Source organism: Amycolatopsis rubida, assembly GCF_900115345.1.
In the GTDB taxonomy this organism is placed as follows: domain Bacteria; phylum Actinomycetota; class Actinomycetes; order Mycobacteriales; family Pseudonocardiaceae; genus Amycolatopsis; species Amycolatopsis rubida.
Genome location: NZ_FOWC01000013.1, coordinates 114,063 through 130,916 on the forward strand (window position 1 = coordinate 114,063; position 16,854 = coordinate 130,916).

The 16,854-nt window shown below is 69.7% G+C and carries 11 protein-coding genes and 2 tRNA genes; 5 read left to right on the plus strand and 8 right to left on the minus strand.

Annotation, left to right across the window (positions count from 1 at the left end):
* The first annotated feature begins 4 nt into the window (after positions 1-4).
* Positions 5-1,006 (plus strand): RNA polymerase subunit sigma-70, encoded by a 1,002-nt coding sequence (locus tag BM362_RS35635; protein ID WP_093576141.1) that lies wholly within the window; start codon positions 5-7, stop codon positions 1,004-1,006.
* Between the two features lie 43 nt (positions 1,007-1,049).
* On the opposite strand, the gene BM362_RS35640 is transcribed toward BM362_RS35635, so the two are convergent.
* A complete protein-coding gene (locus BM362_RS35640; protein ID WP_093576142.1) occupies positions 1,050-1,619 on the minus strand; it encodes a dihydrofolate reductase family protein in 570 nt (189 codons plus the stop codon).
* Positions 1,620-3,230: 1,611 nt separating this feature from the next.
* A tRNA-Pro gene (locus tag BM362_RS35645) sits at positions 3,231-3,304 on the minus strand.
* A 124-nt stretch (positions 3,305-3,428) separates the two neighbouring features.
* Here BM362_RS35645 and BM362_RS35650 point away from each other — a divergent pair.
* Positions 3,429-3,502: transfer RNA gene (locus BM362_RS35650), tRNA-Gly, on the plus strand.
* Here BM362_RS35650 and BM362_RS35655 read toward each other — a convergent pair.
* Positions 3,471-8,198, minus strand: a complete 4,728-nt coding sequence (locus BM362_RS35655) for a HAMP domain-containing protein (RefSeq protein ID WP_208865432.1) — start codon at positions 8,196-8,198, stop codon at positions 3,471-3,473. The two genes, BM362_RS35650 and BM362_RS35655, sit on opposite strands and share 32 nt — an antisense overlap.
* 155 nt (positions 8,199-8,353) lie before the next feature.
* Between BM362_RS35655 and BM362_RS35660 the strand changes: the two genes are divergently transcribed.
* Positions 8,354-9,865, plus strand: a complete 1,512-nt coding sequence (locus BM362_RS35660; RefSeq protein WP_093576143.1) for a SpoIIE family protein phosphatase — start codon at positions 8,354-8,356, stop codon at positions 9,863-9,865.
* A 29-nt stretch (positions 9,866-9,894) separates the two neighbouring features.
* On the opposite strand, the gene BM362_RS47860 is transcribed toward BM362_RS35660, so the two are convergent.
* Together BM362_RS47860 and BM362_RS35665 are read right to left on the minus strand one after the other, a co-directional pair.
* Positions 9,895-10,044 carry a hypothetical protein gene (locus BM362_RS47860; RefSeq protein ID WP_157905028.1) on the minus strand — a complete coding sequence of 50 codons (150 nt, stop codon included), beginning with the start codon at positions 10,042-10,044 and terminating at the stop codon, positions 9,895-9,897.
* A 97-nt stretch (positions 10,045-10,141) separates the two neighbouring features.
* A complete protein-coding gene (locus tag BM362_RS35665) occupies positions 10,142-11,413 on the minus strand; it encodes a serine/threonine-protein kinase (protein ID WP_093576144.1) in 1,272 nt (423 codons plus the stop codon).
* A 200-nt stretch (positions 11,414-11,613) separates the two neighbouring features.
* On the opposite strand from BM362_RS35665, the gene BM362_RS35670 reads away from it, so the two are divergent.
* Positions 11,614-12,066: a MarR family winged helix-turn-helix transcriptional regulator gene (locus tag BM362_RS35670; RefSeq protein ID WP_067587712.1), complete on the plus strand. Its 453-nt coding sequence runs from the start codon at positions 11,614-11,616 to the stop codon at positions 12,064-12,066.
* Positions 12,067-12,121: 55 nt separating this feature from the next.
* Here the strand turns inward: BM362_RS35670 and aspS are convergent, their stop codons facing one another.
* Both aspS and xylA read right to left on the minus strand, forming a co-directional pair.
* Positions 12,122-13,366 (minus strand): aspartate--tRNA(Asn) ligase, encoded by a 1,245-nt coding sequence (aspS, locus tag BM362_RS35675; RefSeq protein ID WP_093576145.1) that lies wholly within the window; start codon positions 13,364-13,366, stop codon positions 12,122-12,124.
* A 387-nt stretch (positions 13,367-13,753) separates the two neighbouring features.
* Positions 13,754-14,905, minus strand: coding sequence for a xylose isomerase (gene xylA, locus BM362_RS35680; RefSeq protein WP_067587718.1), 1,152 nt, complete (start codon positions 14,903-14,905; stop codon positions 13,754-13,756).
* 79 nt (positions 14,906-14,984) lie between these two features.
* On the opposite strand from xylA, the gene BM362_RS35685 reads away from it, so the two are divergent.
* On the plus strand, positions 14,985-16,118 hold the full coding sequence (locus tag BM362_RS35685) for an ROK family transcriptional regulator (protein ID WP_093576146.1): 1,134 nt from the start codon (positions 14,985-14,987) through the stop codon (positions 16,116-16,118).
* Here BM362_RS35685 and BM362_RS35690 read toward each other — a convergent pair.
* Positions 16,115-16,837 carry a dienelactone hydrolase family protein gene (locus tag BM362_RS35690; protein ID WP_093576147.1) on the minus strand — a complete coding sequence of 241 codons (723 nt, stop codon included), beginning with the start codon at positions 16,835-16,837 and terminating at the stop codon, positions 16,115-16,117. The two genes, BM362_RS35685 and BM362_RS35690, sit on opposite strands and share 4 nt — an antisense overlap.
* Positions 16,838-16,854: the final 17 nt, after the last annotated feature.

A 16,854-nucleotide genomic window follows, 5' to 3' on the forward strand; every position in this document is an offset into this window, starting at 1 on the left:
GACCATGACCGACGCTAGCCCGCTGGGCACCGCCGAAGCCGCGTTCATCGAGGCAGTCCGCACAGGCGACCCGGCGCGGTTAGCGCTCATCACCGAGCGCTATCGGCGTGAGCTGCAGGTGCACTGCTACCGGATGCTCGCGAACTACGAAGACGCCCAGGACCTGACCCAGGAAACGTTCCTGCGGGCGTGGAACAAGCGGGAGTCGTTCAAGGGCCACGCCGCATTGCGTACCTGGCTCTACCGCATCGCGACCAACGCCTGCCTCGACTTCCTGGACAAGCGCAACGACCGCACCCCCGTGCCGTCCGAGCTTCCGGACGCTGAGTTGCCGTACCTGCAGCCGTACCCCGACCGGATGCTCCCCGAGGACCCGCAGGAATCGGTGGTGGCACGGGAGACGATCGAGCTGGCGTTCATCGTCGCCGTCCAGCACCTGCCGCCGCGGCAACGGGCAGCGCTCATCCTGCGCGACGTCCTCGGCTGGCCAGCACCGACGGCCGCGGAGGCCCTCAAGTCGACCGTCGCGTCGGTGACCAGCGCACTGCAACGGGCGCGCGTGACAATGCGCGAACAGTTGCCCGACCGCCGCCTCGACTGGCGCTGCCCCGCCACCCACGAACTGTCGCGAGACGAGCGCGAGGTGGTGAAGTCGTACATCGACGCCCACGAACGCAATGACCTCGACCGGCTGACAGCCCTTCTCCGCGACGACCTGCGCTTCGCGATGCTGCCCGACCCAGGCGCCGTGATCACGACGGCCAAGGACGCGGTCGACGGCTGGGTCTCCGGCGGTCTCTTCCAGCGCGGCTACGACGACTGGCGCTGCATCGCCACGACGGTCAACCGCATGCCCGCGGCCGCGCTCTACCTCCGCACTCCCGGCGACCCGGCGTACCGGCTGCTGAACCTCGCGGTGCTGCACATCGCCGACGGGCAGATCGCCGAGCTCACCGGATTCGAGGTCGCCGGCAAACCGTGGCTGGGCCTGGCTCCGGCACTGTGATCGCAGCTCCAGCGGGGCGGACACGCTCTCACCCGGCCCACGCTCACCGCCTAGTCTCGTAGCGGGTCAGCACCACGCCGCCGGGAAACGTCCGCGTTTCCACCAGAGTCAGGTCCACCCAGCTCTCCAGCGCACTGAAGAACGGCGTACCGCCGCCCACCAGGACCGGATGGGTGACCACCGCGTACTCGTCGATCAACCCGGCCCGCATGGCCGCCCCCGCGAGCGTCGCGCCGCCTATGCCCAACGGCCCGCCGTCCGCAGCCTTGAGCCGGGCGATCTCGGCGGCCGCGTCGCCCGCGAACACCCGGGTGTTCCAGCCGACCTTGCCGATCGTCGACGAGAACACCACCTTCGGCGTATCCCGCCAGTTCCGCGCGAACTCGACCTCCGCCGACGTGGCACCCGGCTGCTGGTCGCCAGCCGGCCAGTAGGAACTCATCGCCTCCCACAGCTTGCGCCCGTAGAGCGACATGCTGTTGGCCAGTTCCTGGTCGAGCCACCACCGGAACAGTTCCTCGCTCGGCGGCCCGCTCCAGCCGATGTCGGCGCCAGTCGCGGCGATGTAGCCATCGAGCGTCAGGTTCATGCCGAAGATCAGTTTCCGTGTCATGTCAGCCTCCTGTGTGTCTGTCGCACACATACAGACGGGCGAGGCGCGAAAACCTCATCGGTGCTTGGTGTTCGCGCGACAGATCCTGCTCCCCGCTCCGGGCAATCCGCCGGCGGTCCCGATGCGGACCGCAAGCTCCGCAAAACGCTGGCTCGATGCCCGAACTGACCCAGGCCGGGAGACCAGTTGACTGCCTGGCAATCGCGGACAACGCGTTCGGTGCCGGAGCGAGGATCAGCCGACCTCGGCTCAGCGGCCGTCGGCGGGTGCGTGAAGCTGACCTGCCGAGTGGACGATAAGCACAGGCTGGCTCTCTCGGAAAGTCACCGCAAAATGCTTTGCCTGGAGATCGTCGCTGCGACTCTAGTATGGGTATGGCTCAAGGTTCTCAATTTGGATCGTATGAAGTACGAGACACTCCGGCCACTGCTGCTCGCGAAAGAACCCGTCGCATGGCTGAAACGAGAGCGGGCGTGCTTTGGGCTCGCTGCGTGCCGGGTGGCATGGATCCATATTTTGGAACATTCGGATGATGTCGATGAAGCTGAATAGATCGCGGGTCGCAATGAATGCGATGAGATGATCGATCTATTCTGCCAGTGATCCCGGATGGATGATGATGTCGTCGACCGGAGGTTGTCCGGGGCGGGTCGCGCGATGGAGAAATCCACCCACGCCAGACTGGAGAGGTTCAGCTGATGCGTGCGGATGTTCTTCTGGGCATAGATCGAGACGATCACAGGGAAATTCACACCCGGGATGATCTGCAATGTGCGCTGGGCGAATTCGCGGCGTGGACCTCTGCGGGTGCATAGTCGTCGTGTTGTATAGCGCTGCTATCGGGAAAATTGTGCTAGAAGCCGGTGGCGCTCGCAGCACGCGTGTCGTCCAGAACGTTGGACCGGTGCGACTGGCTGGCGAGCACCACGGCACGAGCCAGGTCGCCATCGATTCAGCGAGCCGCGGTGTCCCACTAGCGTCAACTCCTGTTCGGCGGGGTTGACCCAGCTCGACGCCCGCGGGTCCTTGTCGTCGACCGGCCAGTCCATGACCCCGGACCCGGTATTCGACACGGCCTTCGCACGGCAGATGAACGGATGCGACTACTCCGGTAACAGTCCGATGACGGAGAGCGACCCCAGCGGACTCGGCGGGTGCAATGATGTTGGCTGCTGCCCCTTCGGTGAAGATGCAGGGCGGAAGATACGGTGCCGACTTCAGCGGCCTTCGCGCGCATGACCAGTTAGAGCGTAAGGGCATTCTCCGCGACCGTTCGCGTCCGGGAAGGCATGCGCATGTCGTGAATGGGTAAACCTGCGCCGCCAGCCACGGTTCCGGGGTCTCGGCTTCCGGCGGCGCGGCCGGGTCGGCGAGCCGGGCGGAAGAAGCGCGCGGCGTCGCAGTAGCTGCGGAGCGTACGGGGACCCTTGATCTCAGTTTCGAGTGACATGGCGCACTCAATGATCAGCGTCTGCCAGGGAGCGGGAACCAGTGCTCGGGTGCACAAGTGAAATCCTCAAGCAGGAGGGTTGCCAAGCGCTGTGCTAGCTCCCGCCCCGCGTCCGGCGGCACGAAAAAGGGGGCTGAACCCGCAGGTCCAGCCCCTCTCGGTCGGGATGACAGGATTTGAACCTGCGACCCTCCGCTCCCAAAGCGGATGCGCTACCAAGCTGCGCCACATCCCGGCACCCCCGAAGCCTTGGTCTCCGGAGCCGCTCAAGGCCTCCGGAACCCCGGTACCCGGGGGGTGTACGACCCACCCTAGCGGGCACGCTAAGCTTGCTTCGCTCCCGGGTCACCGAGGGCGCTGCGGGTGTAGCTCAATGGTAGAGCCCTAGTCTTCCAAACTAGCTACGCGGGTTCGATTCCCGTCACCCGCTCCAACGCTTCCACCTCCGACGAGGACGACGCCGCATCCGCCTCCAGGCGGGCGGCGATCACGTCCAGCAGGAGATCGGTGTCCACCGGCTTCGTGATGTAGTCGTCGGCCCCGGATGCCAGGGTTCGTTCGCGGTCTTCCTCCGTCGCTTTCGCTGTGACGGCGATCACGGGCAGGTCTTCGTGGGCCGCTTCGGCTCGGATGGCTGCGATGGTGGCGTTGCCGTCCAGTTCCGGCATCATCACGTCCATCAGCACCAGCGCGGTGTCCTCGTGGCGCTCCAGGGCCCGGATTCCGGCCACGCCGGTGTCGGCGTAGATGACTTCCAGGCCCTCCTGTTCCAGGACCGCTGCGAGGGCGAAGACGTTGCGCAGGTCGTCGTCGACGATGAGGACCTTCTCGCCGTTGAAGCGTTTCGGGGCGCTGTTCGGCTCTGCCACGGTGATGGTGCTCGGCAGGACCGGCAGCTTCGGGGTGGGCCGCACGGGGGTCGTGGGGGCGATCAGGTTCGCGGCGCCGACCGGCAGGTACAGCGTGAAGGTGCTGCCTCGGCCGGGGACGCTGCTGACACGCAGTTCGCCGCTCAGGAGTTCCGTGAGCTGCTGGCTGATCGACAGGCCAAGGCCGGTGCCGCCGTATTTGCGGCTCGTCGTTCCGTCCGCCTGGCGGAAGGCGTCGAAGATGACTTCCAGCTTCTCCTCGGGAATGCCGATGCCGGTGTCCTCGACGCCGAACGCGATGATCCCGGCCGCCGAGCGCAGGGACTCCTGTTCGACTTCCTCGGGGTCGGCCATCCGGATGTGCAGGCGTACGCCGCCCTCGTCGGTGAACTTCGCGGCGTTCGACAAGAGGTTCCGGAGCACCTGTTGCAAGCGGTGCTCGTCGGTGTGCACGCTGCCCGGGACCGGCGGGTCGATCAGGACGGCGAACTCCAGGCCCTTGTCCGCGGTCAGCGGGCGGCACAGGGATTCGACGTAGTTCACCAGCTCCGGCAGCGTCACGTCGGACATCTGCAGGTCCAGCTTGCCCGCCTCGACCTTCGCCAGGTCGAGGATGTCGTTGATCAGCTGCTGCAGGTCGCTGCCCGCCGCCCAGATCGTCTTCGCGAACTGGATCTGCTTCTCGGTGAGGTTGCCCTCCGGGTTCTCCGACAGCAGTTTCGCCAGGATCAGCGCGCTGTTGAGCGGAGTTCGCAGCTCGTGCGACATGTTCGCCATGAATTCGTTCTTGTACTGCGACGCGACCGTCAGCTGCCCGGCCCGTTCCTCCAGCTCCTGGCGAGCCTGCTCGATTTCGATGTTCTTGACCTCGATGTCGCGGTTCTGCTGAGCCAGCAGCGCCGCCTTCTCGGCCAGTTCGGTGTTCGACCGGCGCAGTTCGCCCTGCTGGGCCTGCAACTGCTCGGACCGCGCGCGCAGTTCCTGGGCCAGCCGCTGCGATTCGGTCAGCAGGGCCTCGGTGCGCGAGTTCGACAGGATCGTGTTCACGTTGACGCCGATGGTGTGCCGCAGTTGCTCCAGCAGGTCGAGGTGCACCGCGGAGAACTCGTTGACCGACGCCAGTTCCAGCACGCCGAGCACCTCGCCCTGGAACAGCACCGGCAGCACGATCACGTTCACCGGCGGGGCCGAGCCGAGCCCGGACGACACCAGCGCGTACTCCGGGGGAGCGCCGTTGACCAGTATCGTCCGGCGGTCCACGGCGGCCTGGCCGATCAGCGATTCGCCGAGCCGGAACCGCAGGCCGGTGCGGGCCTGGGCGAGGCCGTAGGCGGCGATGCAGTCGAGCAGCTTGTCCGGGTCGCCGGCGTCCTCGTCGTCGTGCGCGATGAAGAACGCGCCCTGCTGCGCGCTCACCAGCGGGGCCAGCTCGGACAGGATCAGCGTCGCCACCGAAGCGAGGTCGCGGTGGCCCTGCATCCGGCCGGACAGCCGCGCCAGGTTCGTCTTCAGCCAGTCCTGTTCGCGGTTCGCGGAGGTGGTCTCCTTGAGGTTCGCGATCATCTGGTTGATGTTGTCCTTGAGGTCCGCCAGCTCGCCGGACGCGTCCACGGTGATGTGCCGGGTCAGATCGCCCGCGGTCACCGCGGTCGCGACCTGGCCGATCGCGCGGACCTGCGTGGTCAGGTTGCCCGCCAGCTGGTTCACGCTCTCGGTCAGCCGCTTCCAGGTGCCGGACACGCCTTCGACCTCGGCCTGACCGCCCAGCTTGCCTTCGGTGCCGACCTCGCGGGCAACCCGGGTGACCTCCGCGGCGAACGCGGACAGCTGGTCGACCATCGTGTTCATCGTGGTCTTGAGTTCCAGGATCTCGCCCCGAGCGTCGACGTCGATCTTGCGCGACAGGTCGCCGCGCGCCACCGCCGTGGTGACCTGCGAGATGTTCCGCACCTGGCTGGTCAGGTTGTGCGCCATGAAGTTGACGTTCTCGGTCAGGTCCTTCCACGTCCCGGCCACGCCGGGCACCCGCGCCTGACCGCCGAGGATGCCTTCCGTGCCGACCTCGCGCGCGACCCGCGTCACCTCGTCGGCGAACGCGCGCAGCGTCTCGACCATGTCGTTCAGCGTCCCGGCCAGCGCCGCGACCTCGCCCGCCGCGTCGATGGAGATTTTCTTCGACAGGTCGCCGTTCGCCACCGCGCTCGCCATCGTGGCGATGCTCCGGACCTGCACGGTCAGGTTGTCGGCCATGACGTTCACGTTGTCGGTGAGGTCTTTCCAGATCCCCGCGACGCCGGGGACGCGCGCCTGGCCGCCCAGCCGTCCTTCGGTGCCGACCTCGCGCGCGACGCGGGTGACCTCGTCCGCGAAGGCGGACAGCTGGTCGACCATCGTGTTCAGGATGTTCTTGAGCTCCAGGATCTCGCCGCGCGCGTCGACGGTGATCTTCTGCGCCAGGTCGCCGCGCGCCACGGCGGAGGTGACCTGGGAAATGTTCCGCACCTGGTCGGTGAGGTTGTTGGCCATGAAGTTGACGTTGTCGGTGAGGTCCTTCCAGGTCCCCGCCACGCCCGGCACGGTCGCCTGACCGCCGAGTTTCCCTTCCGTGCCCACCTCTCGCGACACTCGGGTGACCTCGTCGGCGAAGGACGAGAGCTGGTCGACCATCGTGTTCAGCGTCGTCTTCAGCTCCAGGATCTCGCCGCGCGCGTCGACCGCGATCTTCTTCGTCAGGTCGCCTCGTGCCACCGCCGTCGCGACCTGCGCGATGTTGCGGACCTGCGCGGTGAGGTTGTTGGCCATGAAGTTCACCGAGCCGGTCAGATCGCGCCAGATGCCGGCGACCCCGGGCACGGTGGCCTGGCCGCCCAGCTGCCCTTCGGTGCCGACCTCGCGGGCGACCCGGGTGACTTCGTCGGCGAAGGACGAGAGCTGGTCGACCATCGTGTTCATCGTGGTCTTGAGTTCGAGGATCTCGCCGCGCGCGTCCACGGTGATCTTCTGCGTCAGGTCGCCCTTCGCGACCGCGGTGGTCACGTGCGAGATGTTGCGGACCTGGTCGGTCAGGTTGTCGGCCATCTGGTTGACCGAGTCGGTCAGGCCGCGCCACGTGCCGGCCGCGCCGGGGACCTCCGCCTGCCCGCCGAGGCGGCCCTCGCTGCCGACCTCGCGGGCGACCCGGGTGACCTCGTCGGCGAAGGACGAGAGCTGGTCGACCATCGTGTTCAGCGTCGTCTTCAGCTGCAGGATCTCGCCCCGCGCGTCGACGTCGATCTTCTTCGTCAGATCGCCCGCCGCGACCGCCGTGGCGACCTGCGAGATGTTGCGGACCTGGTCGGTCAGGTTGTCCGCCATCAGGTTCACCGAGTCGGTGAGGTCGCGCCAGGTGCCTGCCACGCCCGGCACGCGTGCTTGGCCGCCCAGGCGTCCTTCGGAACCGACTTCGCGCGACACTCGGGTGACCTCGTCGGCGAAGGACGAGAGCTGGTCGACCATCGTGTTGATCGTGTTCTTGAGTTCGAGGATTTCGCCCCGCGCGTCGACGTTGATCTTCTGCGTCAGGTCGCCGCGAGCCACCGCGGTGGTGACCGAGGCGATGTTCCGGACCTGCTCGGTGAGGTTGTCGGCGAGGAAGTTGACCGAGTCGGTGAGGTCGCGCCACGTCCCGGCGACGCCGGGGACTTCGGCCTGACCGCCGAGGCGGCCCTCTCCGGCGATCTCCCGGGAGAGCCGGATCACTTCGGCGGCGAACCGCGACAGCTGCGCGTTGAGGCCGTTCACGGTCTTCGCCAGCTCGGCGTACTGCCCGCGCAGCGGGCGGCCGTCCAGCTGCAGCGCCATCGGCTGCGACAGATCGCCCTCGGCGACCGCGCCCAGCACCCGGTCCAGCTCCACGACCGGGCGGCTGACGTCCTCGATCAGCCCGTTGACCGTTTCGACCGCCGTGGCCCAGCCGCCGGGGCCGACCTCGGTGTGCACGCGCTCGGTGAGCTTGCCCTCCTGGCCGACCGCGCCGCGCACGCGCATGAGTTCGGTCACCAGCCGCTGGTTGCGCTCGGCGATGTCGTTGAACGCCGACGCGAGCCGGGCGGTGATCCCGTCGCCGTGCGCCACGAAGCGCCGCCGGAAGTTGCCGTCCCCGAGGTCGTGCACCGCGGCGAGCAGCCGCTCCAGCGCCGCGACCTCGTTGGCCGGGACGGAATCCGGGTCATGGGCCCCGGAGTTCCGGGGGCTCCCGGAAGCCTGGGGAGTCTCTGTCATCTCTGCCGACCTTCCCACCACGCGTGTGCCAGCCATGGTCGTCGACCCAGCCTGCCACGGTTCGCCCTACACTTCGACCCAGTCCGCCCGCACACACTGTGCCAACCTGGAAGGACCAGGACCGTCAGGTCGACCCGGAGGCAGGAGGTTCGTGCATGGTGTCACGGCCCGCTCCGGCGTCGGCCCTGCCACCCGGCGCCGAGCTGCCCGGGCACGCCGGTTTCTGGCGCTCGGTGCTCGACGACGTCCGGGAGCCGGTGTTCCTCCAGGATTCCGAAGGCGTCCTGCGCTGGGCCAACGCGGCCGCCGAACGGCTCGGCCCGGCCGAGCTCGTCAGCGTGACCGAGACCACCGGCAAGGTCGGCCACCGGCCGGCCAAGGTCCGCGCGCTGCCCGGCGGCTGGCGCGCCTGGACCGTGGTCGACGACGGCCGCCGCCGTCCGGAAGAGTTCCTCGCCGAGGCCGGTCCGAAACTGGCGCTCGCGCGCGGACGGCACGGCACGGCGCGGGTGATCGCCGAGCTGGCGGCGTCCGCTCTGGGCGATTGCGCCTTCGTGCTGCTGCCGACGACCCGCGGCCGCTGGGAATGGTGGAGCTGCACCGAGCACGGCGCGGCGGGCCACGGCCGGATCCGGCGGGTGCCGGCGCAGCTGGCGCCGGTGGTGTCCGACGCGGTCGCCGACGTCGCCCGGCCCGAGGTCCGCGCGGTGCCCGCGACCGAGGTCGCGGCGTTGCCCGCGGCGGTCGCCGAACCGTTCGAGGGGCACCTTGAGGTGTCGGTGGTCTCGTTCGGTTCCGGCATGGCGGGCGCGGTGCTGCTCGGCAGGCGCGGCGAGCCCGCTTTCGGCCTGTCGCAAGGAGAGGCCGTCGAGGCGTTCGCGGACGCGGCCGGCACGGCGCTGGCGAACGCGCAGCGCTACGCCCGCCAGGAGGAAGCCACGCGCGGGCTGGAATCGACGTTGCTGCCGACGCCGCCCGCGCAGGTCGACGGCGCGAATTTCGAGCTGTGGTACGAGCCCGCGGGCGGCGTGCTGGGCGTCGGCGGCGATTTCTACGACGTCCTTTCCCGCGACGACGGCAGCGCGTTCGTGGTCGTCGGCGACATCTGCGGCAAAGGCGCCGAGGCCGCCGCGCTGACCGGGCGGGTGCGGCATTCGCTGGCCGCGCTGCATCTGGTCGAACGCGACGGCCGGACGATGCTGCGGCTGCTCAACGAACTCCTGATCTCCGGCGGCAGCAACCGGTTCGCGACGCTCGTGCTCGGTTCGATCGCCGCCGCGGAGTCCGGGCTCGACGTCACCCTCGCCTCCGGCGGCCATCCCGCCCCGCTCGTGCTGCGGCGCGGGGGAGGGGTCGAGGAGATCAGCGTGCCCGGCACGCTGGTCGGCGTTTCGCCCCAGGCGCGCTTCGCCGAGGCGACGACGCACCTGGACGACGGCGACGTCTGCCTGCTCTACACCGACGGCGTCACCGAAGCCCGCAACCGCACGGAATCCACCGAACTGTTCGGCGACGAACGGCTCTACACGGTGCTGGAGGACTGCGTCGGGCAACCGGCGCGGGAAGTCGTGCGCCGGTTGCGCGACGAGGTGCGGGAATGGCTCGGCAATTCCGGCCACGACGACATCGCGGTGCTGGCGATCGAGGCCGCGCCGCGCGCGGAGTAAGCCGGAATTTTCTTGCCCGGCCAGGGAAGCTACTTCCCGGGCCGGACTTCCGGCTCCGGTTCGGGCGCTGGCGCCGGAACGGTCTCGGCGTCGCGTTCCGGCTCGGCCGCGCTGGCGGTTTCCGGGCGCTCGAAGTGTTCCCGGCACTGCCGCCCGAACCGGCGTGCGTGTGCGGTCATCGCCTTCCCCCTCCCCGCCTCGCCACCAGGATCGCGCGCCGGGACGGAGTTCGCCACCGAATTGCGCCGCGTCAGCCGGCCGGGTGGTCCGGTCTGTCTAATGTGGAGGCCTGCCGCGCGGCGGCCCGTTGCCCGGAGCACGGGGCTTTTTCGGGTGTCCCGGCGGCTTTTTCGGCGGTTTCCGGTCCGGACGGTTCGCTTTGCCCGGGGGCGCGGTGACGGTGCGAGTCGTCGTGCTGGGCGGGGGAGCCGTGGTGTGCGCGGGCCCCCTCCCCGAACGGACCGGCGGATGCCAGGGAGCCGGGTCCGGTGAATCGGCCGCGGCGGAAGAAGGCGGCGAAACCGGAGCCGGTCCGGGGACGGGCGCGGACTCGGTGCCCGGCCGCAGCGGAGCCGTGAGCAGAAGCGTCCCCGCGGCGACCAGCGCCACCGGCAGACCCGCGGCGAGCACCGCGCGCCGCCGTGAGACCCGGTGGTGGCGGCCGAAGACCGCCAGCCGCGTTTTGAGCGGAAGCCGCAACGTTTCCGTGCCGCGCAACGCACGCGCCACAGCGGCCGCGGAGGGTCTTTCTTCCGGATTGCGCATGGTCATCGCGCGCAGAGTTCTCGCCAGCGGTTCCGGCGCGTCCGACGGCACTCGCGGTGCCCGATGCAGCCGCACCACCGCGGTTTCCGCTGCCGTGCCCGGGTATTCGCGGACGCCGGTCAGGCATTCCAGGAGGACGAGCCCGAGCGCGTACACGTCGGAAGCCGGGCCCGGGTGCTCGCCGAGCACCTGCTCCGGGGAGAGGTAGGCCGCCGTCCCGACGACCGCGCCGGTGTCGGTCACGCGGGTCGCGTCGACGATGCGCGCGACGCCGAAGTCGGCGATCCGCGGGCCCTCGCCGGACATGAGGATGTTGGCGGGCTTGAGATCGCGGTGGGTCACCTCGTGCGCGTGGACGTGGGCGAGCGCCTCGGCCAGCTGTGCGCCCAGTTCGACGACCTGGTCGGCGGGCAGCGGCCCGGAGCGCAGCCATTCGGACAGGTTGGGCCCGTGCACGCAGTCCATGACGAGGTAGGCGTACCCCTCGTCGACCCCGGCGTCGACGAACCCGACCAATCCCGGATGCCGCACCGCGCGCAGTGCCGCGATCTCCTGGTCCCGGCGGTTGCGGCCCAGTTCGACCGCCCCGGCGTGGAACAGCTTGACCGCGACCGCGGCTCCGGTTTCGCGGTCCTCGGCGCGATGCACGCAGGCTGTCGCGCCTTCGCCGATCCGCTCGCCCACCTCGTACCGGCCGGCCAGGACCGGCGGCACGGGCCCATGCCGGCCCAGCGCGAACCGTCTCGCGGTCGTGCCCGCGTCCGAATCGCCGGTGCCGGTCATCTGCCGATCGCCTTTCCCCCGAGTAGCGGGACAACTTACTCGCCGGCGGGCGAGCGCAAAAGCGGAGCCGGTCGGTTTCGCGAGTACAGTGGCGGCTGGGTACTACCGGCGCGCGCAATACTTGCAGTGGCATTGAGCCGCGCTCATGCTGCCCGGGGCCGCGGCCGCCCGCAACCGGGGCCGTCTGGAGGAGGTGCACCATGTCGGTGTCGGACGACGCCGTCGAGGCGCGCGCGCAAGGCTGGCGGACGCTGGCGGCGCTGCACGCGCGGATCGAAGACCGGCTGAACCGCGCGCTGGAAAGCGAGCACGAGCTGTCGGTGAGCGAGTACACCGTGCTCGACGTGCTCGGCCGCCAGGACGGCTTCCACCTGCGGATGAGCCAGCTGGCCAACGCGGTGGTGCTGAGCCAGTCGGCGACGACCCGGCTGGTCACGCGGCTGGAAGAGCGCGGCCTGCTGTCGCGCTACCTGTGCCAGGACGACCGGCGCGGCATCTACACCGAGGTCACGCCGTCCGGGCAGAAGCTGCTGGCCGCCGCCCGCCCGACGCACGACACGGCGCTTTCCGCCGCGCTCGCCGAGGCGGAGGAACTGCCGGAGCTGGCCCCCTTGGTCACCGCGCTGGGGTCGCTCACCTTCGCTGCCAAGTGACGTGAGGGAAACCCTGCGGGAATCTTGGTTCCCGCAGGGTTCCCCTCACCGACGGTCAGGGCCGCAGGCGGTGCAGGTCCCGGGGGAAGAGCGTCGCCCCGCGCACGTTCGCCACGCCGAGTACGCGCGCGACCCAGCGCTCCAGCCCGATCGCGAACCCGCCGTGCGGCGGCATGCCGTACGCGAACGCGTCGAGGTAGTCCGAGTACTGCCCGGCCGCCTCGCCGAGCACGGCAAGGTAGTCCGCGTGCCGATGGAGCCGCTGGCCGCCGGTCACCAGTTCCAGGCCGCGGAAAAGCAGGTCGAAACTGTTCGACCGGACCGGGTTCGCCGGGTCCGGATGGGTGTAGAACGGCCGTTTCGCCATCGGGTATCCGGTGACGAACAGGAATTCCGACCCGTGCTCCCGCGCGGCCCATTCGCACAGCCACCGTTCGTGCGCGGGCGCGAGGTCCGGTTCGCCGCGCGGGTCCTCGCCGGTGTTCCGGGCCAGAAGTTCTTGCGCCACGGCGAAATCGATCGACGGGATCTCTGCCGGCACCGCTGGCGCGTCCGGCCTGGCCGCAGCGGCCATCTCCGCTACGACGTCGCGCAGCACGGCCATCACGTCACGGTGGTCGGCGATGAAGCCCAGTTCCGCGTCGAGACTCGTGTACTGAGCCAGATGCCGTGCGGTGTCATGTGGTTCAGCCCGGAAGACCGGCCCCGCCTCATACACCCGCTCGAACACCCCGACCATGGCCTGCTTGAAAAACTGCGGCGACTGTGCGAGGTAAGCGGGACGGCCGAAGTAGTCGAGCTGGAACACATTCGCCCCGGATTCCGTCGCGGTGGCAACGATCTTAGGCGTATGGATCTCAGTGAATCCCTGCCTGTCCAACACTCGCCGAAACGCCGCGACACTGGCCGCGGCTACCTCGAATCGCCGCCGCAGCACCGGATGCCGCAACGCGACCGCGGCATTGTCCAGCACCACCGGCAAACCAGCGGCCGCTTCAGGCCGGTAAAGAGCAAACGGCGGGCGCTTTTCCGGCGCGGACAGCACTTCTATCGCGGGTTCCCGCAGCTCGGCTCCTTGCGGGGCCTGCGGATTGGCGACCACCTGCCCGGTGAGCCGCACAACGGTCTCCTCGGCGACCTCCGGCGGCTCGGCGAACACCGCCTGCGCGGTGCCGGACCGGTCGCGAACGACCAGGAACGCCACGGATTTCAGCACGCGCCGGCGGTGCACCCAGCCGGCGATCGTCACGGTGGAGCCTACGCGGTCACGCAGGCAGGCCACCGGGGTGCGGGTACTCATTCCTTCTCCTGAGCGCACTCGGCGACCCCTTGGGGGTGCGGGCGAGAAGGGACACTCGCGGTGCCACCGCACCTTCGCCGCCGGAGGGGCGGCCTCGTTCTGGCCGGATGACGGCGGCCGGGCCGGCGGGGCATTTCCTCCCCGCACTCGGGAGTGTCTTCGCGCTGGGCCGCGACGCTGCCTTCGCACCGGCGGCAGCTCTCTGTCCCTCGCGGTGCCCTGCGCTACTTGTCTCCGTCAACGTGTTGCCCGCAACGGTAAAACACCGCCGCCGCCCGCGTCGCCTGATTTACTGATCCGGCCACGAGCAGGCCGACCTCGTCCGGCACGTAACTGCTGCTGCGAAGCCATTGGGCCGTGGCTGTGGTCGGATCAGAAACGATCGGCTCAGTGCCGCACGCCCAGCAGATGCTCCAGCGCCAGCTGGTTGAGCCGGGTGAAATGGTACCCGCGCCGACCGGCCGCCTCGACGTCGAACTCGTCGGCGGCCAGATCGTCCAGGGTTTCGCCCTCGGACAGCGTCGGCGTGGCCAGCTCCGGCACCCGCGAGGCGGCGAGCGCTTCGGCGACTTCCGGATCGGCACGGAACGCGCGGGCTTTCTCGCGCAGGATCAGGTAGGTGCGCATGTTCGCCGCCGCGGAAACCCAGACGTCCTCGGGATCCTCGGTGCGCAGCGGTTTGTAGTCGAAGTGCCGCGGGCCGTCGTAGCCGCCGTGTTCCAGGAGGTCGACGAGGAAGAACGCGCTGGTGAGATCGCCGTGCCCGAAGATCAGGTCCTGGTCGTACTTCGGGCCGTGCTGGCCGTTGAGGTCGAGGTGGAACAGCTTGCCCTGCCACAGCGCCTGCGCGATGCCGTGCACGAAGTTGAGCCCGGCCATCTGCTCGTGGCCGACCTCCGGATTCAGCCCGAACAACTCGGGCCGCTCCAGGTGGGAGATGAACCCGAGCGCGTGGCCGATCGTCGGCAGGAGGATGTCGCCGCGCGGTTCGTTCGGCTTCGGCTCCAGCGCGAACCGCAGGTCGTAGCCCTGCGAAACGGCGTAGTCGGCGAGGACGTCGAGACCTTCCTTGTACCGGGCGAGTGCGGCGCGGACGTCTTTCGCCGCATCGGATTCCGCGCCTTCGCGGCCGCCCCACAGGACGTAGGTCTGCGCGCCGAGTTCCGCGGCGAGGTCGAGATTGCGCCGGACCTTGGTCAGCGCATACCGCCGGATGTCGCGGTCGTTGCTGGTCAGGCCGCCGTCCTTGAAGACGGGATGGCTGAACAGGTTCGTCGTCGCCATCGGCACGCGCAGGCCGGTTTCCGCCAGCGCTCGCTGGAACCTGGCGATCGCGGTGTCGCGGTCCGGTTCGGTGGCGAGCAGATCGTCGTCGTGGAAGGTCACGCCGTATGCGCCAAGGCCGGCCAGCCGGTGCACGCTCTCGACCGGGTCGAGCGGCGGCCGGGTGGCGACGCCGAACGGGTCGGCCGCGGGCCAGCCGACGGTCCACAATCCGAACGAGAATTTGTCCTCCGGCGCGGGGGCGTAGTCGGCCATGCCCGTCCCTTCATTTAGTTCACGTTGTAGACTAAATACTGCGCTACGGTCGTCCCGGCCGTCAAGAGCGGAGGTGTGGATGGAACCGGTCCGGCACGACGCGATGCGGGCGCGGAACCTCGAACTGGTGCTCGGCGAGATCAGCCGCGGCGGCCCGCTGACCCGCGCCGCGCTGGCGGAGCTGACCGGGCTGACCAAGTCGACCGTGTCCACTTTGGTCGGCTCGCTGCTGGAGGCGGGCTTCCTGTCCGAGACCGCCGCCGTGCGGGCGGGGGAGCGCGGCCGGCCCGGGGTCGAGGTTTCGCTGAGCGGCGCGCGGATGGCTTCGCTGGGGCTTGAGGCCAATGTGGACTATCTCGCCGCGTGCGTACTGGACTTGACCGGCGCGGTCCGCCGGTCGGTCCGCGTCGAGCGGGACAACCGCGGCGTGTCGGCGGAAACTGTGCTGAAGGCGGTGCGGGAGCTGGCTTCCGCGGAGTTGGCGCAGGCGCGCGAGCTGGGTTTGACGGTCGCTGGCGCGGTGCTCGCGGTGTCCGGCCCGGTGCGGGACGGCGTGGTGCTGAGCGCGCCGAACCTCGGTTGGCGGAACGTTCCGGTCGAGTTGGAGCTGCCGGTCCCGGTTTCGGTGGACAACGAGGCGAATCTCGGTGCGCTGGGCGAGCTGTGGTTCGGTGCCGGGACGGCGGATTTCCTTTACGTGTCAGGCGAGATCGGCATCGGCGCGGGGCTGGTCGTGGACTCGCGGCTGTTCCGCGGCACCGGCGGCGAGCTGGGCCACGTCCTGGTGTCCCGATCCGGATCGTCCTGTCGCTGCGGTGCGGCCGGTTGCCTGGAGACCTACGCCGGGCAGGAAGCGATGCTGACCGCGGCCGGAGTATCCACAGTGGACGCGCTGTCTGCTGCCTTGACGACGGGCGACGACGCGGCGTTGTCGGCCGTCTCGGCGGCAGGGGAGGCGTTGGGGCTGGCGCTGGCGTCGGCGGTCAATCTGGTGGATGTGGACCGGGTGGTGCTCGGCGGCGTGTTCGGGCCGCTGTTTCCCTGGCTGGCTCCCGCCGCGGAGGCCGTGCTGCGGACGCGCTTGACCGGCCTCCGCGGTTCGGTGCCGGTGCTGAGCCCGTCCGCACTCGGCGAATCCGCCGCGACACTGGGTGCCGCGGGCCGCACCATCCACGGCGTTGTGGCCGATCCGGGACCGTTTCTCGCCCGCTAGCCCAGGTTCTCGGCCAGCAGAGCCACGACGTCGCGCCAGGCCCGCTCGGCCTGCACCGGCTGATAGCCGACGCCGGGGAGGAGCCGCTGCTCTGGGCCGACCGGCGGGTGGTGGAAAGCGTGCTGGGCGCCGCCGTAGACGGTGAGCCGCCAGTCGACGCCCGCCGCCTGCATCTCGGCGGCGAACGCGTCCCGTTGCGCGGGCGGCATGATCGGGTCCTCCGAGCCGACGCCCGCCCACACCGGGCAGCGGATGTTCGCGGCCTCGCCCGGACGGCCGGTGACCAGTCCGTTGACCGTGCCGATCGCGCGCAGCTCGACGCCCGCGCGGCCGAGTTCCAGCACGATCGCGCCGCCGGTGCCGTAGCCGATTCCGGCGATCCGGCTCGGGTCGGTCCGCGGTTCGGCGAGCAGGACGTCGAGCGCCGCGTGGCCGATGTCGCGCATCCGGTCCGGGTCGTCGAGCAGCGGCAGGCAGCGGGCCAGCATCTCGTCGGGATCGGTGAACCAGCGGCCGCCGTGGATGTCGAACGCGAGTGCCGCGTAGCCCAGTTCGGCCAGCGCGTCGGCCCGTGCGCGTTGAAAGTCGTTGAGGCCGGTGCCCTCGGGCCCGATCAGGACCGCGGGCCGAGGGCCGGTGCCTGCGGGGAGCGCGAGGCGTCCGACCATGGTGAGGCCGTCTGCCGGGTACTCGACGGTGCGCGTCGTGACGGTCTCCATGAGAACCCACCGTAGTG